Origin of the sequence: Inquilinus sp. 2KB_23 (genome assembly GCF_052115705.1) — a bacterium.
Taxonomy (GTDB): domain Bacteria; phylum Pseudomonadota; class Alphaproteobacteria; order DSM-16000; family Inquilinaceae; genus Inquilinus; species Inquilinus ginsengisoli_A.
The window spans coordinates 46,831-71,233 of the sequence record NZ_JBFRHF010000031.1 but is presented as its reverse complement, the minus strand read 5'-3'; the positions used below and the strand labels follow the sequence as shown (position 1 = coordinate 71,233).

Here is a 24,403-nt window from a genome sequence, read left to right as displayed (position 1 = left end):
CACGCCGTGGCGCGAATCGGAGCTCCAGAAGCTGTGGGCGACGCAGGCGGTCAGCGCCGCCCGGCGGCGTTGCTATTGCCCTCTCAGCCCCAGAGCGAGGAGTCGGGCGGCCAGACGGTGGCGCCGTCGTAGCGCAATGCCGGGTCGTGGTCCCGGGCCAGCAGCAGCGGGCCGTCGAGGTCCACCACCTCCGCCCCCTGGGCCACCAGCGTCGCCGGCGCCATGGCCAGCGACGAGGCGACCATGCAGCCGACCATCACGGTGAAGCCGCGCTCGCGCGCCGCGTCGCGCAGGCGCAGCGCCTCGGTCAGCCCGCCGGTCTTGTCGAGCTTGATGTTCACCATGGCGTATTTGCCGACGCAGTGCTCCAGGCTCGCGGTGTCGTGGCAGCTTTCGTCGGCGCAGAGCGGGATCGGGCTTTGGAACCCCTTCAGCGCGCCGTCCTCCGCCGCCTTCAGCGGCTGCTCGATCAGCTCCACCCCGAGCTCGGCGAAGGCGGAGCCGAAACGCTCAAGGTGCCCGATCGACCAGGCCTCGTTGGCGTCGACCACCAGCCGGCTGGCCGGCGCGTTCGCCCGCACCGCCTGAACCCGCTCCAGGTCGCCGTCGCCGGTCAGCTTCAGCTTGAGCAGCGGGTGATGCGCCGCCTCCCGCGCCGCCTGGCCCATGCTTTCGACGCTGCCGAGGCTGAGGGTGAAGACGGTGGTGACCGGGCCGGGTTCGGGCAGGCCGGCCAGGGCCCAGGCCGGCACCCCGGCCAGCTTGGCCTCGAGGTCCCACAGCGCGCAGTCGACGGCGTTGCGCGCGGCGCCGGCCGGCAGCAGCGCCTGCAGCGCCGGGCGGTCGGCCCCGGCGGCGATTTCCGAGGCCACCGATTCGATCTGCGCCCGGACGCTGTCGAGACTTTCGCCATAGCGGGCATAGGGCGTGCATTCGCCGCGGCCGACCAGGCCGCCGGCCGCGACCTCGGCGATCAGGGTGCGCGCCTCGGTGCGGCTGCCGCGCGAGATGGTGAAGACGCCGCGGATCGGCCAGACCGCCTCGCGGACCGACAGCTGACGGCCCATGGTCATTGAACCTTCAGGGGGGCCAGCCGATCGACGATGGCGCCGACCCCGGTGCGCACCGGGTCGGCCGCCGGCAGGCCGTAGCGGTCCTCCGCCTCCTTCAGCGTCCGCTCCGCCGTCTGCGGGTCGAGCGCCGAGGTGTTGAAGGCGAGGCCGACGACCTTGGCGTTCGGGCTGGTCAGCCGGGCGCAGCGTTCGTTCAGGGCGATGCAGTCGGCGATGTCGGGCACCGGCGATTTCGGCAGGCCGCGCATGTGCGGCCGCCCCGGCTCGTGGCACATCACCAGCGCCTCGGCCTGGGCGCCGTGCAGCAGGCCGAGCGACACCCCGGCATAGGAGGCGTGGAACAGCGACCCCTGGCCCTCGATCAGGTCCCAATGGTCCGGGTCGTTGGCCGGCGACAGCCATTCGGTGGCGCCGGAGATGAAGTCGGCGACCACGGCATCGACCGAGACGCCGCCGCCGGCGATCAGGATGCCGGTCTGGCCGGTGGCGCGGAAGTCGGCCTTCAGCCCGCGGGCCCGCATCTCGCGCTCGAGCGCCAGCGAGGTGAACATCTTGCCGACCGAGCAGTCGGTGCCGACCGTCAGCAGGCGCCGGCCGCTTCTCGGCTCACCGGTGGCGACGTCGAAGTCGCGGTCGGGGTGGCGCACGTCGAACAGGCTGCGGCCGAGGGCCCGGGCCCGTTCGGCCACCGCGGGCAGGTCGGCGATGCGGTTGTGCAGGCCCGAGGCGATGTCCATGCCGAGGTCGAGCGCCCGCAGCATGGTGTCCTGCCACAGCTCCGAGACCCGGCCGCCGCGGTTGGCGACGCCGATGATCAGCGTCTGGGCGCCCTTGGCCGCCGCCTCCTCCAGGGTCAGGTCCGGCAGGCCGCAGGTGGCGCGGCAGCCGTCCAGCCGCAGCTGGCCGACGCAGCCGTCGCGGCGCCACTGCGCCACGCCATAGGCGGTCTTGGCGGCAAGCTGGTCCCCGGCGTCCCCCAGGAACAGCAGATACGGGCGCCTGATATCCACGATGCGAAGCTCCTCGGGCAACGGTCGCCGCGAGTGTACCGGGAATCGACAGGCAGGCCAGGAACGCGGCATCCGCATGTCATAACCGGCGGTCACGGTCCGGCGGCGGTTGCGGGCGTGATGGATGGACGGCCCGTGCCCCTGTTTCTTGTCATGCCACGGCTTGACCGTGGCATCCAGGGGCGGCCAGAGCGGCTCTTCGTGGCCCCTGGATTGCCCGGTCAAGCCGGGCAATGACAATCAGGACGAGCCGCGCTCAGGGTGACAGCCGACGTCCCAAAACGAAAAGGCCCGGTCGAAACCGGGCCTGTCCGTGTCGTCGGGTCCGCCGCGGATCAGTGCAGCTTGCCGCCGAGATCCTCGATCGCCGCGTCGAGCAGGGCCGAGCCCTTGGCCGGGTCGGCCGCGAGCTGGCCGCCGACCAGGGTCCGCGCCGCCGAGACCGCGACGTTGACCGCGGTCGACCGCACCTCGGCCACGGCCTGGGCCTCGGCCTGGGCGATGCGCTCCAGCGCCATGACCTCGCGCCGCTTCATCGCCGCCTCGATGTCGACCGCCGCCTTCTCGCGCAGACGCACCGCGTCGTGCTTGGCGCGCTCGATGATCGCCGCAGCTTCCGCCGCCGCCTCGCGCTGGCGTGCCTGCGCCTTGGCGAGATAGGCCTCGGCTTCGCTGCGCAGCCGCTCCGCCTCGGCCAGATCCTCGCGGATCCGGTCGGTGCGCTTGTCGAGCACGCCGAGGATGGCCTTGCGGGCCTTCAGCGCCAGGATGACGAGGAGGACCAGCAGCGCCGCGGCGAGCACCAGCTCGACCGCGCTGTGGGTGTCCTCTTCGACATGCTCGACATGGGCGACCTCGCCCTGGGCGTAGGCGGCGCCGATGAAGAGCTGGTTCGCGATGGTGTCGAGAACGCTCATCGCACTCCTCCCAGCGCGCCGTCGACCGCGGCGGACACCGCGGCCTTGTCGGGCGCGCCGCCGGTCAGCTTGGCGGCCAGCACCCCGGCCACCTCGGTCGCGATGTCGCGGGCGTCGGCCTTGAGATCGGCGCGGATCTTGCCGATCCGGACCTCGGCCTCGGTGGTCCGCGCCGCGAGCTCGGCGGCGAAGGCGGCCTGACGGCGCGCCGTCAGCTCCGCAATCTCCTGGTTCGCGGCGGCGACGGCGGCATGCGCCTCGCCCCGCGCCTTGGCGAGCGCGGCCTCATAGGCCTGGGCGACCGTTTCGGTCTCGCCGCGCGCGGCTTCCGCCCGCTCCAGATCGCCGGCGATCTTGGCGGCGCGCAGATCGAGCGTCTCGGCCAGCCGCGGCAGCAGCACGCGGGACAGCACGTAGTAAAGCGCGATGAAGACGACCGCCAGCCAGAAGATCTGGGAGGCGAACCATGCGGGATTAAACTGTGGCATCCGACTCCCCCTGCCGGGCCGACCGCCGTGGCCGGCCCATGACGGTTGGCAGTGAGACCGTCAGCCGAACAGCGAGATCAGCGCGACGATCAGGGCGAACAGCGCGATGGCTTCCGTCACGGCGAAGCCGATCCAGATGCTGGCGCCGATCTCTTCCTTGGCCGCCGGGTTCCGGGCCAGGGCGCCGATGTAGCTGGCCCACACATTGCCCACGCCGATGCCGGCGCCGATCATGCCGATCGCAGCGAGGCCCGCGCCGATGAACTTGGCAGCAGCGACGAGTTCCATGATGTCTTCCTTCGTGGATGGATACGGTTTGCTACGGACGTTTCGCGGGCTCGCGAAGCGTCAGTGGAGGTGCAGCGCGTCGTGCAGGTACACGCAGCTGAGGATGGCGAAGATGTAGGCCTGCAGCGCGGCGATGAAGAGTTCCAGCATCGTCAGCGGGACCAGGAAGGCGAAGGGCACGACGCCGGCGACGCCCATGGCGATGACGAAGCCGCCGATCACCTTCAAGAGCACGTGGCCGACCGTCATGTTGGCGAACAGTCGGACCGACAGGCTGATCGGCCGGGAGAGGTACGAGATGATCTCGACCGGGATCAGGATCACCGCGGTCCACAGCGGCGCGCCGTGCGGGAAGAACATCCTGAAGTAGCCGGTGCCGTGCCGCGCGAAGCCGATCACCGTGACGCCGAGGAAGACCACGAAGGCCAGGGCGAAGGTGACGATGATGTGGCTGGTGAAGGTGAACGTGCCGGGAATGATCCCGATCACGTTGCCGAACAGGATGAAGATGAACAGCGTGAAGATGAAGGGGAAGTACTTCATCCCCTCCTTGCCGGCGTTCTCGCGGATCATGTTGGCCACGAGCTCGTACAGCATCTCGGCGAAGGACTGCAGGCGGCCCGGCACCAGGGCCCGGCGGCTGCCCCCGAGGAACAGCACCGCCGAAGCGGCCGCCGCGGCGATCACCATGAAGAGCGAGGAATTGGTGAAGGAGAGATCCAGACCGCCGATGTCGACGTGCAGGATCTTCTGGATCTCGAACTGCTCGATTGGCGACGCCACGCCTTATCTCCCGCCCCGGTTGCGCTCCGCCTGGTCGGCGATGCGCTTCGCCTTCGCCTCCCGGTCCAGCTCGACGCCGGTCCGGTAGACATTCATCATGCCGGCCACGGCCCCCAGGATGAAGAATAGAATCAACAACCAGGGCCGCGTGCCGAGCCATTGGTCGAGACCCCAGCCGATCCCGGCGCCGACCACGATCGCAGCGAGCAACTCGACTGCGATTCGCAGGCCGGCAGCCATGCCAGCACGGCCGACATCACGCCCCTCGTAGCCCTTTGCCTCGCGCCCCGCCCCAGGCAATCTCGCCTTCGCCTCTCTCAAGCGACGGTCGAGTTCCTCGGGCGAAGACGGCGGGTCTCGGTCATTCTGGGTCACAATGTCGGACACCCTTTCGGGCGGCGGCCACCCCCACCTCAAGCGGCGCGCACCTTAGTGTCGGCAGGGGGCTCCGTCAAGGCGACAAAACCGGCCGATTCCGGCGGCGTTGCGCGATGGCGCGATTTCCCGCCCGACCCCCGCGCGAGGGGCCCGAGAAAACGCCGTCCGAGGCACCGCCGGCGGCCCTGGCGGCAGCGCGCGCCGACAGGCTAGGATCGGGCCGGCCGCTGCCAGGGGATCACCATGCTCAGCCCGCTTCTCGCCGTTGCGGCGATCCTCGCCGGCATCACCATCGTCTCGCTCGGCCAGGGCGTGTTCGGCACCTTGGTGCCGATCCGGCTGACCGAGGCCGGGCTGTCCGCCGACCGGGTCGGGCTGGTGGTCTCGGCCAGCGCCTTCGGCTTCCTGATCGGCTGCCTGTTCGTCGCCCGGGTGATCCGGCTGGTCGGCCATATCAGGGCGTTCTCGGCCTTCGCCGCCGCCTCCTGCCTGGCCGGGCTGGCACTGCCCTGGACCGTCGGCCTGCCCGGCTGGTTCGCCCTGCGCCTGGCCATGGGCTTCTGCTCCGCCGGGCTGTTCATGATCGCCGAGAGCTGGCTGAACGAGCTGACGCCGCGGCACCTGCGCGGCCGCATCCTGACCAGCTACGTCGTGGTGATCATGCTGGCGCTGGGCGCCGGCCAGGCCCTGCTGACCGTGGTCGACACCAGCGACATCCTGCCCTTCGTCCTGGCGTCGGCCGCCTTCACCCTGGCGCTGATCCCGGTGACGCTGACCCGGTCGCGCTATCCCAGCGTGCCGCACGCGATCCGCCCGATCCTGCGCAAGGCCTACCGCAACTCGCCGGTCGGCGCGGTCGGCTGCGTCGTGGTCGGGCTGGTCGCGGCGACGCTGCAGGGCATCGCCCCGATCTGGGGGGTGCAGCGCGGCTTCTCCACCGCCGAGATCGCGACGCTGATGGCGGCGACCCAGATCGGCGGCCTGCTGTGCCAATGGCCGCTGGGCTGGCTGTCCGACCGGATCGACCGGCGCTGGGTGATCCTGGGCGCCGCTTTGGCCACCATCGTCGCCGCGCTGGGCAGCATCGCCGCCGGCCAGCACACGCTGGCGCTGCTGATCGCGCTGTTCGCGCTGTGGGGCGGCATGGCCGAGGCGATCTACCCGCTGTCGGTCGCCCATGCCAACGACCACGCCAAGCCGCAGGACTATGTCTCGCTGGCCGGCACGCTGCTGATCCTGTGGTCGATCGGGTCCTCCACCGGCCCGCTGATCGCCACCCTGGCGATGGATCGGTTCGGCCCGGACGCGCTGTTCGTCTATGTCGCGGTGCTGGTCGGCGCCTTCGCCGTCTTCGTGCTGTGGCGCATGGCCCGGCGCGGCCGGGTCGCCGCCGAGGAGGCCGAGCAGTTCGTCGGCCTGGCCGCCGCCGGCAGCCCGGCCCCGGCCGAGCTGGACCCCCGCATCCGGCCGGAGGACGAGGCCGCGCCCGGCGCCGACGACTGCGAGGACGTGCCGCCGCCGTGGTGAGGCGGTAGCCCGCCGCGCCGGTTCTGGTCAGGCGCGCCCGTCTGGTCAGTCACGGCGGCCTCGGCTAGGGTCGCGGCCGCCTCTCGCTCAAGGACCCCGCATGCGCATCGCCACCTGGAACATCAACTCCGTCCGCCTGCGCCAGGAGCTGGTGCTGCGCCTGATCGACGAGGCGGCGCCGGACATCGTCTGCCTGCAGGAGACCAAGACCCCCGACCACAGCTTCCCGCACCAGCCCTTCATCGACCGCGGCTATCCCCACATCGCGATCGCCGGGATGAAGGGCTACAACGGTGTCGCCGTGATCTCGCGTCTGCCGATCGAGAGCCACGAGATCCGGCACTGGTGCGGCAAGGAGGATTGCCGCCACATCGCCGTGCGCCTGCCCGACGGCACCGAGGTCCACAACCTCTACATCCCGGCCGGCGGCGACATCCCCGACCCGGCGGTGAACGAGAAATTCAAGCACAAGCTGCAGTTCCTGGACGAGATGACCGCGTGGTGGCCGGCCAACCGGCGGCCGGACCAGAAGATGATCCTGGTCGGCGACCTGAACATCGCGCCGCTGGAGCACGATGTGTGGTCGCACAAGCAGCTGCTGGACGTGGTCAGCCACACCCCGATCGAGGTCGCGAAGCTGGGGGCGATGCAGTCGACCCTGGGCTGGGTCGACAGCGCCCGCCAGTTCGTGCCGCCGGACCAGAAGCTGTACACGTGGTGGAGCTATCGCGCCGCCGACTGGCAGCTGTCGGACCGCGGCCGCCGGCTGGACCACATCTGGGTCACCCCGGCGCTGGCCGGCGGGCTGAAGGCCCACCGCACCCTGCGCGAGGCCCGCGGCTGGGAGCCGAAGCCGAGCGACCATGTGCCGGTCGTGGTCGACGTGGAGGTTTAAGCGGCCTGAGGCACCGCGTTACCGGACATAACCCGTCATCCCGTGCGCGCTGCGGCACGAGGTGCTGCTGCGCAGACACGGGATCTCCTCTCGATTCCGACGAGATTCCCGCTTTCGCGGGAATGACGGCTTGGGGTTGAGAACCCTCGCCCCTCAGGCCAGAGGCCGCCGGTACAGGTAGTACCGCCCGGCCGAGACCCCGTCGGGTTCCGGCAGTTCCTCCCAGCCCGGCGTGTCGAAGCCGATATTGGCGACGATGATGCCGCCCGGCGCCAGCACCGGGGCCAGCAGGGGCGCCAGCGCCGCCGCCAGGCCGCGGTTGGCGGCGTCGTCGCCGGTGCCGAGATCGGCATGGATCAGCGCCACGCCGTCGCGGTGGCTGGCGGCGAAGACCGGCATGGTCTGCAGCACGTCGCCCAGCACCATGCGGTCGGTCGGCGGGATGCAGCCGGGATGGGCGGCGACGCGGCGGTCGAACACCCAGATCGCCCGGTCCGGCATCTTCTCGCGCAGATGGTCGTAGGTGCGGCCGTTGCCGAGGCCGAGTTCCAGCACGTCGCCCGGCAGGCCGGCGATGGCGCGGACCGCCCAGTCGAGGCAGGCGCGCTGCGCCTGCATCCGGCGGATGAAGCTGTCTAATCGACTCACGATCCGGATCAGGCCGCGGTCTGGCGGGCGCGGGCCGCTTCCTTGGTGGTCCGTTCGAGACGGAGCGCGAGCACGCGCATGATCTCGATCGCCATCTGGGGGAATTCGGTGATCATGCGGAAGAACTGGTCCTTTGCGATGACGAGCGCGGTGACGTCGGATCTGGCCTGCACCGTCGCGGTGCGGGGTACGTCGCACAGGATGGCGATCTCGCCGACGAAGTCGTTGCGGCCGACCCCCGCCACGGTCAGCGGACCGTTCGCGGTGTCGACGATCACATCGGCCTCGCCGTCGATGATGATGAAGGCGGCGCGGCCGATCTCCCCCTGCCGGCACAGCACCTGACCCGCGGGGAAGCGGACGCGTTCGCTGGTGAAGGCCAGCAGCTTCAGCTTCGACGTGTCGATATTCGCAAAAAGCGGTATCCGCTTCAGGAGTTCGACTTCTTCCGCAAGGCTCACCGATCCATCCTCCAGCTCCCTGTTCGCATTCTACTCCGCTTCCAGCAATTCGTGCAGCGCGCTGCCGTCGCTGTTGAGCGATTGGAATTCGCCGCGTTCGACGATCCGGCCGTGCCGCATCACCACCACGTCGGCGTATTCACGGGCCATGCTGGGCCGATGCACGCCCCAGATCAACCCGCGGCCTTCGCGCAGCTCGCGGATGGCGCGGTGTACCCGGCTCTGCGCCGCGCCGTCGAGGGCCGAGGTGGCCTCGTTCAGCAGCATCAGATCCGCGTTCTTCAAAAGCGCCCGACCGAGGCCGACCTTCTGCCGCTGCACCAACGACAGGCGGCTGCCGGCGACGCCGACCGAGAAGTCGAGCCCGACCGCGATCACGCTGTCGCGCAGCTCGACCTCGTCGACCACGGTCTGGATCAGGGTCTGCACCCGTTCCGCCGCGTCCGGCCGGCCGTAGCGGATCTTGCCGAACAGGATGTTGTCCTGCAGCGACGCCGCCTCGTTGAAGCGGTCGGCGTCGAAGAACTCGATGTGCCGGCGCAGATCCTCCGGCAGCTCGGCGGCGAAGACCTTGCGGGCCTGCAGCAGCCGCTCCTGCAGGTCGGCCTCGAACACGCCGAGGCGGTGGCGGGACGGCACCAGCTTGAACGGCAGCGACAGCAGCCGGGTGCGGTCGGCCGGCCGCAGCGTGGCGGTGCCCTCCTTCTTCACTCGCATCACGATCGGCTGGAACTCCGGCAGGTCCTCCGACCCGATGAAGCTGAACTGCTCGAAGAACTCGTGGCCGGGCGGCAGGTCGGCGAACAGCTCGACCATGGTCTCGGCCATCTGGGCGCCGACCTTGAGGAAATCCTCCATCAGGCCGGTGCGCTCGAGCACCCCGAGCACATACTCGTTCTCGGCCAGCGCGTCATAGGCGAAGACCGGCCCGACCGGGGTGCCGAACAGCAGGTTCTCGGCCACCGAGGCGGAGCTGTTGAAGCGGTCGGCGTCGTACAGCTCGACCAGGTCGCCGAGGTCGGATTCGGCCAGGGTCTTGCGCACCGAGACCCGCGCCGCCAGCACCCGGTCGGCGATCTCAGGGGCGCGGTCGGCATCGATCGTGCCGTTCAGGCCGATGCGGTAGACGTCCTGCTCCATGTCCACCGCCTGCAGGATCTCCAGCGCCCGGTCCTCCAGCGCCTCCGGCCCCTCGACGCCGGCAGCGGCGTAGTCGATCCAGTCGGCGTTGATGTCGTAGTCGGTGTTGCCGGCCACCCGCGCCTCACTGGCCCGCCGCGCCCGGCGGCGCTTGGCCGCGTCGTCCTCGTATTCCTTTTCGCGCACCGGGCGGTGCGCGAGGCCGTAGTAGAGGTTCGAGCGCAGGGTGCCGGTGAACATGTAGCTGTGGGTGCCGACATAGGCGATGCGCCGGCCGACCACCGCCTCGCTCAGCGTCTCGAAGTCATAGTCGCCGAGGCGGATCTTGCCGCTGGTCGGCGCCAGCAGCCGGGCCATCATCAGCATCAGCTCGTCCTTGCCGACGCCGGCACCGACCACCGCGACATGGCCGTCGGTCGGGAAGGTGGCGGTCAGCCCCTCGATCACGGTCATGCCGCTGTCGTCGACCAGGGCGACGGCGGAGAAGCTGAGCTCCTTCGGCAGCGGCCCCTCGATCACCTCGTCGCTGGTGAGGCGCTCGACCGGCAGCAGCTCGGGCGGCTGGAACTGCTCCACCACCTGCTCGTACTTGATCCGGATGTCGGCCTGGTTCTGGTAGTAGTCGAGCAGGTCCTTCCACGGCGACGCCAGGTCCTTGTAGGCGGCCAGCACGGCCACCAGCGCGCCGAGCTGGATGCTGCCGCGGATCACCAGGTAGCCGCCGATCGCGTAGAAGAAGAACGGCGTCAGCTGGTTGATGAAGTTGTTCAGGAACTTGATGAAGAACTTGCGGTTGTAGATCTCGAACCGGATGTCGTAGATCGTCCCCAGCCGGTCGGAAAAATCCGCCAGATGCGTCGCGGTGGCGTCGTTGGCGTGCATGTCGGCGATGCCCGAGACGGACTCGCCGATGCGGTCGGCCAGCTTGCGCACCGTCCGCACCCGCTCCTTGCCCAGCTGGTTCACGCGCTTCTGCAGCCGCGGGATCAGCCACCCCTGCATGGGGTACAGCGAGACCGCCGCCGCCCCCAGGATGGGGTCCTGCACGAAGATGAAGTAGATGTAGACGATCAGCGTCCCGGCCGCCCAGATCGGCGCCACGAACGCATCGCCGATGAAGCCGCCGAGCGGCTCGACCTCGGAGGTGATCATCGGGATCATCTCGCCCTGCGAGGTCTTGCGGAAATGGGTCAGCGGGAAGCGCAGGATGCGGCAGTACAGCTCGTAGCGCAGGCGGCGCAGCATGCGCTCGCCCAGCTTGCCCTTGTAGACGTTGATGTAGAGCTTGAACCCGCCGTTGACGAACACCAGAACCAGGAACATGAACGACAGCAGCAGCAGGTATTCGATCCGGTCGAACTGGAACCCGAGAAATAGTTTTGGAAAATCCTTCGCGCCCTTGTCGTCGATCGCGCCGTTGACGATCTGTTTCGGCAAGTCGAGGGAGTAGTAGACGAAGGGAAACGAAACCAGGGTGATGATCAGGATATAGATCTGTTCGCGTCTGCTGTGCCGCAGAACGAATTTAAAGATATTCGAGTCCATCGCGATCCAGGTCCAGCCTCGCACGGCAACGGCAGGACCATAGCCCGAACCGCCCGCGCCGCAAAGCCGCTGACATGGCCATGCCGGGGACATGCGGCAACCCCGCGCGGCGGCCTCCGCCCTCGCACCGTCATGGTCGGCGGCATGCGCGCCGCCCGCCATCCCGCCTCCACCAATCCCGCCCCTGCGACGGCGTCGCGGGTGACGGGCCGGAAAGCTTCGTGTTAAAAGGCGCGCGGGGCGGCAGGGGCCGCCCGTGCCGGCCCGCTCCGGGTCCCCACGCGACAAGGCTTGCATGGCGAAGCGCACCGCTCAGGCCCGTATCCTGATCTACAGCCATGACAGCTTCGGCCTCGGACACCTGCGCCGGTGCCGCACCATCGCCCATTCCCTGGTGGCGCGGCACAGCGACCTGTCGGTGCTGATCCTGTCGGGATCGCCGATCATCGGCAGCTTCGATTTCCGCAGCCGGGTCGACTTCGTCCGCATCCCCGGGGTGATCAAGCTGCGCAACGGCGACTACACCTCGCTGTCGCTGCACATCGACATCGAGGAGACGCTGGCGATGCGCGCCTCGATCATCGAGCACACCGCGGCGATCTTCGACCCCGACCTGTTCATCGTCGACAAGGAGCCGCTGGGCCTGCGCGGCGAGGTCAAGCAGACGCTGGAGATGCTGCGCGACCGCGGCGCCCGCACCGTGCTGGGCCTGCGCGACGTGATGGACGAGCCGTCGCTGCTGGCCCCGGAATGGGAGCGCAAGAACGTCGTCCCCGCGCTGGAGAGCCTGTACGACCACATCTGGATCTACGGCCTGCCGGAGATCTGCGACCCGCTGGAGGAGATCGAGCTGCCCGATTCGGTGCGGGCCCGGATGACCTACACCGGCTATCTCAGGCGGCGGGCGCCGACCAACATGCCGGCCGACCTCCCGCTGCTGCGCGACCCCTACATCCTGGTCACCCCCGGCGGTGGCGGCGACGGCGAGGATCTGGTGGACTGGGTGCTGTCGGCCTACGAGCTGGACCGCACCATGCCCTGCGGCGCGCTGATCGTGCTGGGCCCCTTCATGCAGCGCGAGCGCCAGGCTGAGTTCATGGCCCGCGCCGCCAAGCTGGGCGACGTCACGGTCATCACCTTCGACGCCCATATCGAGAACCTGATGACCCGCGCCGCCGGCGTCGTCGCCATGGGCGGCTACAACACCTTCTGCGAGATCCTGTCCTTCGACAAACGGGCGCTGCTGGTGCCCCGGGTGCGGCCGCGGCTGGAGCAGCACATCCGGGCCGAGCGCGCCGCCGAGCTGGGCCTGGTCAGCATGCTCGACCAGGACGGGCCCGGCGATCCGGCGGTGATGGTGCGGGCCTTGCGCGCGTTGCCCGACCAGCCCTTGCCCTCGACCCGGTTCCCGCCCGGCCTGCTCGACGGGCTCGACGTCGTCGACCGGCTGGCGATGGCCGCGATCGCCCCGTCCTCCTCGATCCGGCAGAGCGCCTGAGTCCACAGCATGATCGAGCGGATGCAGAGTGAACCGGCCGGGCGCGGCCCGACCGCGCCGGCGGGGCGCGGCCTGACGGCCATCGTGGTGAAGGGCTATCCCCGGCTGTCGGAGACCTTCATCGCGCAGGAGATCCTGGGGCTGCAGCAGCTGGGCCAGCGCCAGCTGATCGTGTCGCTGCGCCACCCGACCGACACGCTGGTGCATGAGCTGAACCGCCAGATCACCGCGCCGGTGCTGTACCTGCCGGAATACCTGCATGACGAGCCGGAGCGGGTGGCGGCGGCGCGCGACTGGGCCCGCGCCCAGCCCGGCTACGCCGCCGCCTACGCCGCCTTCCGCCGCGACCTGCGGCGCGACCCGACCCCGAACCGCTGGCGCCGCTTCGGCCAGGCCTGCGTGCTGGCGCGCGAGCTGCCGCCGGAGACCAGCTGGATCTACGTCCATTACCTCCACACCCCGGCCTCGGTCGGCCGCTACGCCGCGCTGATCCGCGGCCTGCCCTGGAGCGTCTCGGCCCACGCCAAGGACATCTGGACCACGCCGGAATGGGAGCTGCGGGAGAAGCTGGCCGAGGCCCGCTGGGCGGCGACCTGCACCGCGGTGAACCACAGCTATCTCACCGGGCTGGCGCCCGAGACCGGCCGCGTGTCGCTGGTGCATCACGGCCTGGACTTCGCCCGCTTCCCCGATCCGATCGCCCGGCCGCGGCGTGACGGGCGCGACCCGGCCGACCCGGTGCGGCTGATTTCGGTCGGCCGCGCCGTCGAGAAGAAGGGCTTCGACCGGCTGCTCGACGCCTTCGCCGCCCTGCCGGCCGGCCTGGCCTGGCGCTGGACCCATATCGGCGGTGGCGCGCTGCTGGTCGACCTCAAGGCCCAGGCGGCGCGGCTGCACCTGGCCGACCGGATCGAATGGCGCGGCGCCCTGACCCAGGATTCGGTGCTGGCCGCGCTGCTCGACTCCGACCTGTTCGTGCTGACCGCGCGGATCGCCGAGGATGGCGACCGCGACGGTCTGCCCAATGTGCTGATGGAGGCCCAGGCCACCGGCCTGTGCTGCCTGGCCAGCGCCGTCTCGGCGATCCCGGAGCTGATCCGCGACCGCGAGACCGGGGTGCTGGTGCCGCCCGACGACGTGCCGGCGGCGGCCGACGCCCTGGCCGGGCTGATCGCCGACCCCGCCCGCCGCGCCCGGCTGGGCGCCGCCGGCGCCGCCCGGGTGCGCCGTGATTTCGGCTTCGCCGTCGGCCTGGCCAAGCTGGCCCGCCGCTTCGGCCTGCCGGCGCCGGCCGCCGCCTCCGGATGAGGGTCGCCTTCTACGCGCCGATGAAGCCGCCGGGGCACCCGGTGCCCTCGGGCGACCGGCGCGTGGCACGGCTGCTGATCGAGGCGCTGCGGCGCGGCGGGCACGAGGTCCGCATCGCCAGCCGGCTGCGCAGCTGGGATCCGGGGCTGGACCCGGCCCGGCCGGCGCGGATCCAGGCGCTGGGCGGCCGCATCGCCGAGGCCCTGGTCCGGCGCTGGCGCGCGGCGGCGGACCGGCCCGATGTCTGGTTCACCTACCACCTCTACCACAAGGCGCCGGACTGGCTGGGCCCGCCGGTGGCGGTCGCGCTCGGCATCCCCTATGTCGCCGCCGAGGCCTCGCATGCGCCGCGCCGCGCCGAGGGGGCCTGGGCGGCCGGGCACCGGGCGGCGGCGGCGGCGATCCGCCAGGCCGCGGCGCTGCTGACCTTCAGCGCCCGGGACRCCGCCGGGCTGCAGGCCCTGGCGCCGGCCGGGCGGATCGTGCGGCTGCCGCCCTTCCTCGACACCACGCCCTTCGCCTCGATCACGCGGCAGCCGGCCGAGCCGCCGCGGCTGCTGGCCGTCGGCATGATGCGGGAGGGCGACAAGGCCCGGTCCTATGCCCTGCTGGCCGGGGCGCTGCGCCGCCTGCAGGACCGCCCCTGGACCCTGACCGTGATCGGGGACGGACCGGCGCGGCCGCAGATCGAGCCGCTGTTCGACCCCGCCCGCACCCGCTTCCGCGGGGCGCTGCCGCCCGAGGCGATGCCCGCCGCCCTGGCCGAGGCCGACCTGCTGGTGTGGCCGGCGGTCAACGAGGCCTTCGGCATGGCGCTCTTGGAAGCCCAGGCCGCCGGGCTGCCGGTGGTGGCCGGGGCAGCCGGGGGCGCCGATGGCGGCGTGGCCGCGATCGTGCGCGACGGCGAGACCGGCCTCTTGGCCCCCGCCGGCGACGAGGCCGGCTTCGCCGCCGCCGTCGCCGCCCTGCTCGACGACCCGGCCCGGCGCCGGGCGATGGGCGACGCTGCCCGCGTCAACGCCGTGGCCGGTCACGATATCGCCCAGGCCGCCGCAATCCTGGACCGCACGCTGCACGAGGTGACCGGGCGCGAGGTGACGCCATGACCCGCCTCCTCGTCCTGCGCCACGGGCCAACCGAATGGAACGCGCAGCGCCGCATCCAGGGCCATGCCGACATCCCGCTGTCGGAGGCCGGCCGCGCGGCGGTGGCGCAGTGGCGCCTGCCCGGCTGGGCGGCCGGCTGGGACGTGCTGGCCAGCCCGCTGGCCCGGGCGCTGGAGACCGCCCGGCTGCTGGGCCTGGACCCGGAGCCGGAGCCGGCGCTGACCGAGCTGGACTGGGGCGAGTGGGAGGGCCTGCGCCTGTCCGACAAAAGCCGGATCGACCCGGCGGAGCTGGCCGAGCGCGAGGCCCTGGGCGTCGACTTCCGCGCCCCCGGCGGCGAGTCCTACCGCGAGGTCCAGGACCGGCTGGCGCCGCTGCTGCTGCGGCGTGCCGCCACGGGGCGGGATACCATCGCCGTCTGTCATCGCGGCGTCATCCTCGCGCTCTATGCCTGGGCCGCCGGATGGACCATGATCTCCGATGCGCCGGATGGGTTGCAGTGGGGCTGCGGACACTTGTTTCGGCTTGAGGGCACAGGGGCGCCGGTGATCGACCGGCTGAACATATCTTTGGCGGCATGAAGCTTCTGTTCCACGTCCAGCATCTGCTCGGCATCGGCCATGTCCGGCGCGCCGCGGCGATCACCCGTGCCCTGGTCGAGGCCGGCTTCGCCGTGACCGTGGCCCAGGGCGGCTTTGCCGTGCCCGGCACCGACTGGGGCGGCGCCGAGGTGGTGCCGCTGCCGCCGGTGCGGTCGGCCGACACCGGCTTCCGCACCCTGCTGGACGCCGAGGACCGGCCGATCGACACCGGCTGGAAGAAGCGCCGCGCCGCCGAGCTGCTGGCGCTGCACGCCCGGGTGCGGCCCGACATCCTGCTGGTCGAGACCTTCCCCTTCGGCCGCCGCGCCTTCGCCTTCGAGCTGGTGCCGCTGCTGGAGATCGCCCGCCGCGCCGTGCCGCGGCCGCTGGTCGCCAGTTCGGTCCGCGACATCCTGGTCGACAAGAACGACCCGGCCAAGGTCGAGGGCATGGCCGACACCGCCCGCGCCCTGTTCGACCTGGTGCTGGTGCATGGCGACCCCGCGGTGATCCCGTTCGAGGCCAGCTTCCCGCCGGCGCCGCGCATCGCCGACCTGATCCGCTACACCGGCTATGTCGGCGCCCGGCCGACCCGCGAGGCGCCGCCGGGCGACGGCGTCGACGAGATCGTGGTCTCGGTCGGCGGCGGCGCGGTCGGCGCCGAGCTGCTGCGCGCCGCCCTGGCCGCCCGGGCGATCTCGGCCCAGCGCGACGCCCGCTGGCGCCTGCTGGCCGGCCCCGACCTGCCCGCCGGGACCATGGCCGAGCTGGCCGCCGTGGCGCCCGACGGGGTCGTGGTCGAACCGGCCCGGCCGGACTTCCCGAGCCTGCTGGCGCGCTGCCGGCTGTCGATCAGCCAGGCCGGCTACAACACCGTGATGGACGTGATGCGGGCCGGCTGCCGCGCCGTCTTCGTGCCCTTCGCCGCGGAAGGCGAGACCGAGCAGACCCGCCGGGCGGAACTTCTCGCCGCCCGCGGCCATTGCCTGGTGGTGCCGGAACAGGGACTGACATCGGAGCGGCTGGCCCGCGCGGTGGACGACGCGGTCGCAGCACCTCCGCCACCGCGCGCCACCCTGGCGCTGGACGGCGCCCAGGCCGCCGCCCGCCTGCTGCGCGACGCCGCGGCGGGAAAGCGGAGCGCCGCATGAGCGGAACCGGGGCGTGCGCATCGGCCGAAAGATCCGGGCTTTCCCCGGGCTGTGACGGCGGAGGGCTTGCCGCCCGGCCGCGCCCTGCGGCTATAGTGCCGCTTTCGCCCGGACCTTCCCTGTCGATGCCCGTGCCCTTGGAACCCCCTGCCCCGCCCGCCGCCAACGACCCCTGGACGGACCTGCGCGCCGAGCTGGACCGCTGGTCCGCACTCGGCCGCCGGGCCAGCTTCTGGTGGCGCGACGACGATGCGGTGGCGCCGAGCCCGGAACTGGACCGGCTGCTGGCCCTGGCCGCGCGCCATGACCGCTGGGTCGCCCTTGCCGTCATCCCCGCCGAGGCCACCCCGGCGCTGGCCGCGCGCCTGGCCAGGACACCCGCCGTGGTGATCCAGCATGGCTGGGCGCACCGGTCGCACGCCCCCGCCGGCGAGAAAACCGCCGAGCTGGGCGACCATCGGCCGGCCGAGGCGGTCCTGGCCGAGCTGATCGCCGGCCGGACCCGGCTGGCATCCCTGTTCGGCGACCGCTTCCGCCCGGCGCTGGCGCCGCCCTGGAACCGCATCGGCCCAAGCCTGAGCGCCCGGCTGGGCGAGGCCGGGCTGACCGTGCTGTCAGGCTTCGGCCGGCGCGAGGCCGGGGCCGGCCCGGCGCGGCTGAACACCCATGCCGACCCGATCGACTGGCGCGGCGGCCGCGGCTTCGCCGGCGTCGACCGGGTGCTGGCGCCGATCCTGCAGCACCTGGCCGAACGCCGCACCGGCGGCGCCGACCCGGACGAGCCGACCGGCCTGCTGACCCACCACCTGGTGCACGACCCGGAGGGCTGGATCTTCCTCGACGCCCTGCTCAGCGCCCTCGGCCGCCACCCGGCCGCGGCGTGGCCCGATCCCGATGCCCTGTTCGGAGCCCGGCCATGACCGCCCACCGCTACGCCATGTCCGAGCTGGCCGGCGACTACGGCCGCGGCGCGGTCGGGCTGGTGCTGACCGCGGGCCCGCTGGTCGCGCTGCCGATGCACTGGATCGTGACCACGGCCTTCGCCGCCGCGGCGCTGATCTTCCTGGCCTTCCTCGCCCGCACCTGGCTGCGCCACCGCAGCCTGATCGAGGCCGACGACCAGGGCATCGTCGCCCACGGGCCGCTCGGCACCCGCATCCTGTGGCGCGACCTGACCAGCTTCCGGATGCGCTACTTCTCGGTCCGGCGCGACCGGCAGCACGGCTGGATGCAGCTGGAGCTGCGCGGCGGCGGCCGGCGGCTGAAGATCGAATCCAGCATCTCCGGCTTCGACGAGATCGCCTCCGCCGCCCATGACGCGGCGCTGGCCAAGGGGCTGGCGATCGACGATTCCAGCCAGGCCAACCTGATGTCGCTGGGTGTCGTCGCCCCCAGCGCCGGCCTGGCCGAGCGCTGGGGCGTGCGCCCGACGGTCAATGGGCCCGCTGCGAGCGGAACCGCCGCCGATGGGCCCGAAGAGTGAAGAGGCGGGGCCGGCACCGATGACCGATATCCTCCGCCTCAAGGACCTGCGCATCGGCTTCGCCGTGCCCGGCGGCATGCTGGAGGCGCTGCGCGGCGTGTCGATGCGGGTGCCGGCGGGCAAGACCGTCGCCGTGGTGGGCGAGAGCGGCTCGGGCAAGTCGGTGCTGTCGCAGGCGGTGATGGGCATCCTGCCCAGCAACGGCCGCGTCACCGGCGGGCAGATCCTGTTCTCCGACCCCGACAAGCCCGGCACCGTCGTCGACCTGGCCAAGCTGGCGATCGAGAGCCCCGACTACCGCGCCATCCGCGGCGGCCGGATCTCGATGATCTTCCAGGAGCCGATGACCTCGCTGTCGCCGCTGCACACCATCGGCAACCAGATCGTCGAGGCGGTGCGGCTGCACCGGCCGGCCGGCCCGGCCGAGGCCCGCGACCTGGCCCGCGAGATGCTGCGCCTGGTCGGCTTCCCCAACCCGGCCCGGGCGCTGCGGACCTATCCCTTCGAGCTGTCGGGGGGCTTGCGCCAACGCGCCATGATCGCGATGGCCCTGGTCTGCCGCCCCGCCCTGCTGATCGCCGACGAGCCGACCACGGCGCTTGATGTCACCATCCAGGCGCAGATCCTGAAGCTGATGCTGGACCTGCAGTCCGAACTGGACATGGCGATCCTGATCATCACCCACGACCTCGGCATCGTCGCCAACATCGCCGACGAGGTGGTGGTGCTGTACCGCGGCGAGGTCATGGAATCCGGCCCGCTGGAGGCGATCTTCGCCAATCCCGGCCACCCTTACCTCAAGGCCCTGCTGCGCGCCGTGCCCCGCTTCGACATGGGGCTGGAGCGGCTGACGCCGATCCGCGAGATCGCGCAGGGCGACGGCCACATGCTGGCGGCACGCAAGCGGGTGTGGACCCCGGCGGCGGAGGCGGCCGGGCCGCTGCTGAAGGTCGAGCACATCACCAAATCCTTCGCCATCCGCAACAGCGGCCTGTTCGGCGGCGGCCCGGCCGAGACCATCAAGGCGGTCGACGACGTCTCCTTCACCATCCGCCGCGGCGAATGCCTGGGCCTGGTCGGCGAATCCGGCTGCGGCAAGACCACGCTGTCGAAGATCCTGATGCGGGCCCTGACGCCGGACGAAGGCACCATCCGCTTCAACGACCACGGCAAGCCGGTCGACGTCGGCGCGCTGGAGGGCGAGGATCTCAAGGCCTTCCGCCCGCGCATGCAGTTCATCTTCCAGGACCCGTTCAGCTCGCTGAACCCGCGGATGACGGTGTTCGACATCCTGACCGAGCCGCTGACCATCCACGGCATGGGCTCGATGGCCGAGCGCAAGGCGATCGCCAAGGAGCTGATGACCCTGGTCGGACTCGACGTCCGCTACCTCCAGCGCTATCCGCACAGCTTCTCCGGCGGCCAGCGCCAGCGCATCGGCATCGCCCGGGCCCTGGCGCTGAAGCCGGACCTGGTGATCTGCGACGAACCGGTCTCGGCGCTGGACGTCTCGATCCAGGCCCAGATCCTGAACCTGCTGAAGGACCTCAAGGACCGGCTGGGCCTGACCTACCTGTTCATCAGCCACAACCTGGCGGTGATCGACTACATCGCCGACCGGATCATGGTGATGTGCCGCGGCCGGGTGGTCGAGACCGCGCCGCGGGCCGACCTGTTCGCCCGGCCGACCCACCCCTACACCCGCGCGCTGCTGGCGGCGGTGCCGGCGCCGGACCCGACGCGGCGCCTGGACTTCGCCGCGCTGATGGACGGCCGCGCCTCCGACCCCGCGGCCTGGCCGGCCCCCTTCACCCTGCGGCCCGACACGCCGAGCCGGCTGGTCGAGATCGGCAAAGGCCATTTCGTGCGGGCCACCGAGGACATTGCGTTGGAACTGGCCTCATGATCCGGACCCTCGGAGCCCTCGCGGTCCTTCTGGCCCCCCTGCTGTCCGCAGCCGCCCCGGCGGCGGCCGGCGCGCTGCCGGCGCTGGTCGAGACGCCGATCTACGAACAGGCGGTGGCCCAGGGCAAGCTGCCGCCGATCGCCCAGCGCCTGCCGCAGGTGCCGTCGGTGGTCGACATGGCGGCGGAGAACAAGGAGCCGGGCCGGTCCGGCGGCGAGATCGCCTGGTTGGTCGGCCGGGCCCGCGACATCCGCATCATGAACACCTACAGCTACGCCCGGCTGGTCGGCTACGGCACCGACTTCAAGCTGTATCCGGACATTCTGCAGTCGATCGACGTCGAGGGCGAGAAGACCTTCACCCTGCATCTGCGGCCGGGCCACAGATGGTCGGACGGCCAGCCCTTCACCAGCGACGACTTCCGCTTTTCCTGGCAGGACGTGGAGCTGAACAAGGACCTGATGCCCTACGGCCCGGATGCGCGGCTGATCGTCGACGGCGAGATGCCGAAGGTCGAATTTCCCGACGCGGCCACGGTGCGCTATTCCTGGTCCAAGCCGAACCCGGAATTCTTGCCGGGGCTGGCTGGGGCCACGCCGCTCTACATCTACGCGCCGGCGCATTACCTGAAGCAGTTCCACAAGAAATATGCCGATGCGAAGGCCCTGGAGGCTCTGGTCAGGCAGTCGGGCACCCGCAACTGGGTGGCGTTGTACAACCTGCGCAGCAAGCTGGGCGATTCGGCCAATCCGGATCTGCCGGAGCTGGAGCCCTGGATCAACACCACCCGGGCGCCGGCGGAGCGCTTCGTCTTCGTGCGCAACCCCTACTACCACCGTATCGACAGCCAGGGCCGGCAGCTGCCCTATCTCGACCGGGTCATCGTCAACGTCGCCGAGGGGTCGCTGATCCCGGCCAAGGCCGGCGCTGGCGAGGCCGACCTGCAGCAGCGCGGCCTGCGCTTCGACAACATCAGCTTCCTCAAGGCGGGCGAGGAGTCCGGCCAGTACAAGGTGCGGCTGTGGCCGACGGCGCTGGGCTCCGAGGTCGCGCTGTACCCGAACATGAACTGCAACGACAAGGATTGGCGGGCGCTGAACCGCGACGTGCGGTTCCGCCGGGCCCTGTCGCTGGCGATCAACCGCGATGAGATCAACCAAGTGGTGTTCTTCGGCCTGGCCCGGCCGAGCCAGAACACCGTGCTGCCGGAATCGCCCTATTACGACGCCGCCCTGGCCACGGAGTGGACCCAGTTCGACCTCGACAAGGCCAACGCCCTGCTGGACGAGGCCGGGCTAGGCAACAAGGACAGCGACGGCATCCGCCTGATGCCGAACGGCCGCCGGCTGGAGGTCGTGGTCGAGAGCACCGGCGAGCGCAGCATCGAGGCCGACATCCTGCAGCTGATCAAGGACAGCTGGGCCAAGATCGGCGTCGCCCTCTACACCACCCAGTCGCAGCGTGACGTGTTCCTGCAGCGGGTGTTCTCCGGCGACGCGGTGATGTCGGTGTGGCAGGGCATCGACAATGCCCTGGTGACCCCGACCACGGTGCCGTCGGAGCTGGCGCCGGTGGACCAGAACTGGCTGCAGTATCCGAAATGGGGGCAGTACGTGCAGACCAAGGGCACCGCCGGCGAGAGGCCCGACGTCGACTTCGCGCAGCGGCTGATGGCGCTGTACGGGGAATGGCAGACCACCGCCGACGACGACCGCCGCAGCGCTATCATCCGCGAGATGATCAAGATCCAGGCCGACGAGGTGACCTCGATCGGCACGGTCCAGGGCGTGATGGCCCCGGTCGTGGTCAAAACCCGGCTGCACAACGTGCCGAAGAAGGCCATCCTGTCCTGGGACCCCGGCGCGCATTTCGGCATCTACCACCCCGACACCTTCTGGGTGGACCCATGACGGCGGGGACGGACATGACCCACAGGGTGGCGCCGCGATGCTGAGCTATATCGCCCGCCGCATCCTGGTGATGATCCCGACCCTGCTCGCGATCAGCTTCATCAGCTTCGCCATCATCCAGCTGCCGCCCGGCGACTACCTGACCACCATGGTCAACGAGCTGAGAAGCCGCGGCGAATCGCTCGACCCGAACCAGATGCAGTTCCTGCGGGAGAACTACGGCCTCGACCAGCCGTTCCTGCTGCAATACCTGTCCTGGCTGGGCAACGCCCTGCGCGGCGATTTCGGCTGGTCCTTCGAGTACAACCTGCCGGTGACGGCGGTGGTCGGCGACCGCATGTTCCTGACCATCCTGCTGACCTTCGCCACCACGATCTTCATCTGGCTGGTGTCGTTCCCGATCGGCATCTATTCGGCGACCCACCAGTACAGCATCGGCGACTACGGCCTGACCCTGCTGGGCTTCCTCGGCCTGGCGACGCCGAACTTCCTGCTGGCGCTGGTCATGCTGTACCTCGCCCACAAATGGTTCGGCACCTCGATCGGCGGGCTGATGGACCCGGAGTATCTCGACCAGCCGATGAGCTGGGGCAAGTTCGTGTCGGTGCTCGGCCATCTCTGGGTGCCGGTGATCGTGATCGGCACCTCGGGCACCGCCGCGATGATCCGGCGGCTGCGCGCCAACCTGCTGGACGAGCTGCAGAAGCAGTACTACGTCACCGCCCTGGCCAAGGGCATGCGGCGGCGCCGGGCGCTGCTGAAATACCCGCTGCGGATGGCGCTGAACCCGTTCATCGCCGACATCGGCAACATCCTGCCGCACCTGATCTCCGGCGCCACCATCGTCTCGGTGGTGCTGAACCTGCCCACCACCGGCCCCCTGCTGCTGTCGGCGCTGCAGAGCCAGGACATGTACCTGGCCGGATCCTTCGTGCTGTGGCTGGCCATGCTGACCGTGATCGGCACCCTGGTCTCGGACCTGGCGCTGGCGGTGCTGGACCCCCGCATCCGGCTGTCGGGGGGCGCGGTGAAATGAGCGACATCCCGGCGCCCCCGCCGCGCGACCCCGGCCGCGACCCCACGCATTACGTCAGCCCCGCCGTCTGGGACCCCTACCAGGAAGCGCCGCTGACCAAGCAGCAGGAGCGGTACTTCCTGGCCTCGCAATGGCGGATCATGTGGTGGAAGCTCAAGCGCCACCGCCTGGCCGCGATCTCCGGCCTGGTGCTGCTGCTGGCCTATCTCTCGATCCTGGTCAGCGAGTTCCTGGCGCCCTATGCGCTGGACAGCCGCCACACCGGCTACATCTACGCGCCGCCGCAGCAGGTCCGGCTGTTCCACGACGGCAGCTTCGTCGGCCCCTATGTCTACGGCTACCAGTATTCCCTCGACATGGATTCGATGAAGCGGGTCTACACCGAGGACAAGACCCAGGTGCAGAGCCTGCGCTTCTTCTGCCAGGGCGACAGCTACCGGTTCTGGGGCCTGTTCGAGGCGGACCTCCACCTGGTCTGCCCGGCCCAGGGCGGCACCGTCTTCCTGCTCGGCACCGACCGGCTGGGCCGCGACATGCTCAGCCGCATCGCCTACGGCGCCCGGATCTCATTGACCGTCGGCCTGATCGGCGTCTCGGTCAGCTTCCTGCTCGGCATCGTCATCGGCGGCATCGCCGGCTATTACGGCGGCTGGATCGACAATGTCGTGAACCGGCTGATCGAGGTGATCCAGAGCTTCCCGCAGCTGCCGCTGTGGATGGCGCTGTCGGCGGCGCTGCCGGTGACCTGGAGCCCGATCCTGGTCTTCCTGGGCATCACCATCATCCTCGGCCTGGTGGAATGGACCGGGCTGGCCCGGTCGGTGCGGTCGAAGCTGCTGGCCCTGCGCGAGGAGGATTTCTGCGTCGCGGCGCAGCTGATGGGCGCCAAGCCGCGGCGCATCATCTTCCGCCACCTGCTGCCCAGCTTCATGAGCCACCTGATCGCCTCGGCCACCCTGACCATCCCGGGGATGATCCTGGGCGAGACCGCGCTGAGCTTCCTCAACCTCGGCCTCAGGCCCCCGGTCACCAGCTGGGGCGTGCTGCTGAACGAGGCGCAGAACATCAACGTGGTCGCGCTGTACCCCTGGCTGCTGCTGCCGGTGGTGCCGGTGATCGTGGTGGTGCTGGCGTTCCAGTTCTTCGGCGACGGCCTGCGCGACGCCGCGGATCCCTACCGGTAGGGCGGCCGCCCCCTTCCGTCATTGCGAGAAGGCGAAGCCGACGAAGCAATCCATGCCAGGCGGCGCCATGGATTGCTTCGCTACGCT

General features: G+C 70.7%; 23 protein-coding genes. 13 read left to right on the top strand and 10 right to left on the bottom strand.

Annotation, left to right across the window (positions count from 1 at the left end; genetic code table 11):
• Positions 1–83 precede the first annotated feature (83 nt).
• The 7 genes from dgcA to AB4112_RS30490 form a co-directional block, all read right to left on the bottom strand.
• A complete protein-coding gene (dgcA, locus tag AB4112_RS30520) occupies positions 84–1,073 on the bottom strand; it encodes an N-acetyl-D-Glu racemase DgcA (protein ID WP_441725165.1) in 990 nt (329 codons plus the stop codon).
• Positions 1,070–2,083 (bottom strand): N-acetyltransferase DgcN, encoded by a 1,014-nt coding sequence (dgcN, locus tag AB4112_RS30515; protein WP_441725162.1) that lies wholly within the window; start codon positions 2,081–2,083, stop codon positions 1,070–1,072. Before dgcN ends, dgcA begins: the two co-directional genes overlap by 4 nt.
• Before the next feature lie 335 nt (positions 2,084–2,418).
• On the bottom strand, positions 2,419–3,000 hold the full coding sequence (locus AB4112_RS30510; RefSeq protein WP_309800742.1) for a F0F1 ATP synthase subunit B family protein: 582 nt from the start codon (positions 2,998–3,000) through the stop codon (positions 2,419–2,421).
• Positions 2,997–3,488, bottom strand: a complete 492-nt coding sequence (locus AB4112_RS30505; protein ID WP_309800744.1) for a F0F1 ATP synthase subunit B family protein — start codon at positions 3,486–3,488, stop codon at positions 2,997–2,999. Before AB4112_RS30505 ends, AB4112_RS30510 begins: the two co-directional genes overlap by 4 nt.
• Before the next feature lie 60 nt (positions 3,489–3,548).
• On the bottom strand, positions 3,549–3,776 hold the full coding sequence (locus AB4112_RS30500; protein WP_309800745.1) for an ATP synthase subunit C family protein: 228 nt from the start codon (positions 3,774–3,776) through the stop codon (positions 3,549–3,551).
• 60 nt (positions 3,777–3,836) lie between these two features.
• Positions 3,837–4,559, bottom strand: a complete 723-nt coding sequence (locus AB4112_RS30495) for a F0F1 ATP synthase subunit A (protein WP_309800747.1) — start codon at positions 4,557–4,559, stop codon at positions 3,837–3,839.
• 3 nt (positions 4,560–4,562) lie between these two features.
• The gene (locus tag AB4112_RS30490; RefSeq protein ID WP_309800749.1) at positions 4,563–4,934 is read right to left on the bottom strand and encodes an AtpZ/AtpI family protein; all 372 of its coding nucleotides are present in this window, start codon (positions 4,932–4,934) and stop codon (positions 4,563–4,565) included.
• A gap of 246 nt (positions 4,935–5,180) precedes the next feature.
• On the opposite strand from AB4112_RS30490, the gene AB4112_RS30485 reads away from it, so the two are divergent.
• Together AB4112_RS30485 and AB4112_RS30480 are read left to right on the top strand one after the other, a co-directional pair.
• Positions 5,181–6,464 (top strand): MFS transporter, encoded by a 1,284-nt coding sequence (locus AB4112_RS30485; RefSeq protein WP_441725155.1) that lies wholly within the window; start codon positions 5,181–5,183, stop codon positions 6,462–6,464.
• Positions 6,465–6,564: 100 nt separating this feature from the next.
• A complete protein-coding gene (locus AB4112_RS30480) occupies positions 6,565–7,359 on the top strand; it encodes an exodeoxyribonuclease III (RefSeq protein ID WP_441725152.1) in 795 nt (264 codons plus the stop codon).
• A 153-nt stretch (positions 7,360–7,512) separates the two neighbouring features.
• Here the strand turns inward: AB4112_RS30480 and AB4112_RS30475 are convergent, their stop codons facing one another.
• From AB4112_RS30475 to AB4112_RS30465, 3 genes are read right to left on the bottom strand one after another with little or no spacing between them, the layout of a single operon-like run.
• Entirely contained in the window at positions 7,513–8,007 is a 495-nt protein-coding gene (locus AB4112_RS30475; protein ID WP_441725149.1) for a class I SAM-dependent methyltransferase, read from the bottom strand.
• An 8-nt stretch (positions 8,008–8,015) separates the two neighbouring features.
• Entirely contained in the window at positions 8,016–8,468 is a 453-nt protein-coding gene (locus tag AB4112_RS30470) for a cyclic nucleotide-binding domain-containing protein (protein ID WP_309800757.1), read from the bottom strand.
• Between the two features lie 30 nt (positions 8,469–8,498).
• Positions 8,499–11,153 carry an ABC transporter transmembrane domain-containing protein gene (locus AB4112_RS30465; RefSeq protein ID WP_309800759.1) on the bottom strand — a complete coding sequence of 885 codons (2,655 nt, stop codon included), beginning with the start codon at positions 11,151–11,153 and terminating at the stop codon, positions 8,499–8,501.
• A 295-nt stretch (positions 11,154–11,448) separates the two neighbouring features.
• Here AB4112_RS30465 and AB4112_RS30460 point away from each other — a divergent pair, with 295 nt between their 5' ends.
• The 11 genes from AB4112_RS30460 (at position 11,449) to AB4112_RS30410 (ending at position 24,316) form a co-directional block, all read left to right on the top strand.
• Positions 11,449–12,651, top strand: coding sequence for a glycosyltransferase family protein (locus AB4112_RS30460; protein WP_309800762.1), 1,203 nt, complete (start codon positions 11,449–11,451; stop codon positions 12,649–12,651).
• Positions 12,652–12,672: 21 nt separating this feature from the next.
• Entirely contained in the window at positions 12,673–13,959 is a 1,287-nt protein-coding gene (locus AB4112_RS30455; RefSeq protein ID WP_441725144.1) for a glycosyltransferase family 4 protein, read from the top strand.
• Positions 13,956–15,065, top strand: a complete 1,110-nt coding sequence (locus tag AB4112_RS30450) for a glycosyltransferase family 4 protein (RefSeq protein WP_441725141.1) — start codon at positions 13,956–13,958, stop codon at positions 15,063–15,065. The genes AB4112_RS30455 and AB4112_RS30450 overlap by 4 nt, the downstream gene beginning before the upstream one ends.
• Positions 15,062–15,646, top strand: a complete 585-nt coding sequence (locus AB4112_RS30445) for a histidine phosphatase family protein (RefSeq protein WP_441725138.1) — start codon at positions 15,062–15,064, stop codon at positions 15,644–15,646. The genes AB4112_RS30450 and AB4112_RS30445 overlap by 4 nt, the downstream gene beginning before the upstream one ends.
• A complete protein-coding gene (locus AB4112_RS30440) occupies positions 15,643–16,797 on the top strand; it encodes a glycosyltransferase family protein (RefSeq protein ID WP_441725136.1) in 1,155 nt (384 codons plus the stop codon). The genes AB4112_RS30445 and AB4112_RS30440 overlap by 4 nt, the downstream gene beginning before the upstream one ends.
• Before the next feature lie 125 nt (positions 16,798–16,922).
• Positions 16,923–17,717: a polysaccharide deacetylase family protein gene (locus tag AB4112_RS30435; RefSeq protein ID WP_441725133.1), complete on the top strand. Its 795-nt coding sequence runs from the start codon at positions 16,923–16,925 to the stop codon at positions 17,715–17,717.
• Positions 17,714–18,280, top strand: coding sequence for a hypothetical protein (locus AB4112_RS30430; RefSeq protein ID WP_441725131.1), 567 nt, complete (start codon positions 17,714–17,716; stop codon positions 18,278–18,280). The genes AB4112_RS30435 and AB4112_RS30430 overlap by 4 nt, the downstream gene beginning before the upstream one ends.
• Positions 18,281–18,299: 19 nt before the next feature.
• The gene (locus AB4112_RS30425) at positions 18,300–20,186 is read left to right on the top strand and encodes an ABC transporter ATP-binding protein (RefSeq protein ID WP_309800777.1); all 1,887 of its coding nucleotides are present in this window, start codon (positions 18,300–18,302) and stop codon (positions 20,184–20,186) included.
• Entirely contained in the window at positions 20,183–22,096 is a 1,914-nt protein-coding gene (locus AB4112_RS30420) for an ABC transporter substrate-binding protein (protein WP_309800778.1), read from the top strand. The genes AB4112_RS30425 and AB4112_RS30420 overlap by 4 nt, the downstream gene beginning before the upstream one ends.
• A gap of 37 nt (positions 22,097–22,133) precedes the next feature.
• The gene (locus tag AB4112_RS30415) at positions 22,134–23,132 is read left to right on the top strand and encodes an ABC transporter permease (RefSeq protein WP_309800781.1); all 999 of its coding nucleotides are present in this window, start codon (positions 22,134–22,136) and stop codon (positions 23,130–23,132) included.
• Positions 23,129–24,316, top strand: a complete 1,188-nt coding sequence (locus tag AB4112_RS30410) for an ABC transporter permease (RefSeq protein WP_309800783.1) — start codon at positions 23,129–23,131, stop codon at positions 24,314–24,316. The genes AB4112_RS30415 and AB4112_RS30410 overlap by 4 nt, the downstream gene beginning before the upstream one ends.
• Positions 24,317–24,403: the final 87 nt, after the last annotated feature.

Excerpts from the sequence above, each read along its gene's own strand:
- AB4112_RS30445 (WP_441725138.1), top strand. The coding sequence starts at position 15,062 with ATGACCCGCCTCCTCGTCCTGCGCCACGGGCCAACCGAATGGAACGCG.
- AB4112_RS30415 (WP_309800781.1), top strand. The coding sequence starts at position 22,134 with ATGCTGAGCTATATCGCCCGCCGCATCCTGGTGATGATCCCGACCCTG.
- AB4112_RS30505 (WP_309800744.1), bottom strand. The coding sequence starts at position 3,488 with ATGCCACAGTTTAATCCCGCATGGTTCGCCTCCCAGATCTTCTGGCTG.
- AB4112_RS30435 (WP_441725133.1), top strand. The coding sequence starts at position 16,923 with ATGCCCGTGCCCTTGGAACCCCCTGCCCCGCCCGCCGCCAACGACCCC.
- AB4112_RS30485 (WP_441725155.1), top strand. The coding sequence starts at position 5,181 with ATGCTCAGCCCGCTTCTCGCCGTTGCGGCGATCCTCGCCGGCATCACC.
- AB4112_RS30455 (WP_441725144.1), top strand. The coding sequence starts at position 12,673 with ATGCAGAGTGAACCGGCCGGGCGCGGCCCGACCGCGCCGGCGGGGCGC.
- AB4112_RS30465 (WP_309800759.1), bottom strand. The coding sequence starts at position 11,153 with ATGGACTCGAATATCTTTAAATTCGTTCTGCGGCACAGCAGACGCGAA.
- AB4112_RS30440 (WP_441725136.1), top strand. The coding sequence starts at position 15,643 with ATGAAGCTTCTGTTCCACGTCCAGCATCTGCTCGGCATCGGCCATGTC.
- dgcA (WP_441725165.1), bottom strand. The coding sequence starts at position 1,073 with ATGACCATGGGCCGTCAGCTGTCGGTCCGCGAGGCGGTCTGGCCGATC.
- AB4112_RS30480 (WP_441725152.1), top strand. The coding sequence starts at position 6,565 with ATGCGCATCGCCACCTGGAACATCAACTCCGTCCGCCTGCGCCAGGAG.
- AB4112_RS30460 (WP_309800762.1), top strand. The coding sequence starts at position 11,449 with ATGGCGAAGCGCACCGCTCAGGCCCGTATCCTGATCTACAGCCATGAC.
- AB4112_RS30425 (WP_309800777.1), top strand. The coding sequence starts at position 18,300 with ATGACCGATATCCTCCGCCTCAAGGACCTGCGCATCGGCTTCGCCGTG.
- AB4112_RS30500 (WP_309800745.1), bottom strand. The coding sequence starts at position 3,776 with ATGGAACTCGTCGCTGCTGCCAAGTTCATCGGCGCGGGCCTCGCTGCG.
- AB4112_RS30430 (WP_441725131.1), top strand. The coding sequence starts at position 17,714 with ATGACCGCCCACCGCTACGCCATGTCCGAGCTGGCCGGCGACTACGGC.
- AB4112_RS30510 (WP_309800742.1), bottom strand. The coding sequence starts at position 3,000 with ATGAGCGTTCTCGACACCATCGCGAACCAGCTCTTCATCGGCGCCGCC.
- AB4112_RS30410 (WP_309800783.1), top strand. The coding sequence starts at position 23,129 with ATGAGCGACATCCCGGCGCCCCCGCCGCGCGACCCCGGCCGCGACCCC.
- AB4112_RS30420 (WP_309800778.1), top strand. The coding sequence starts at position 20,183 with ATGATCCGGACCCTCGGAGCCCTCGCGGTCCTTCTGGCCCCCCTGCTG.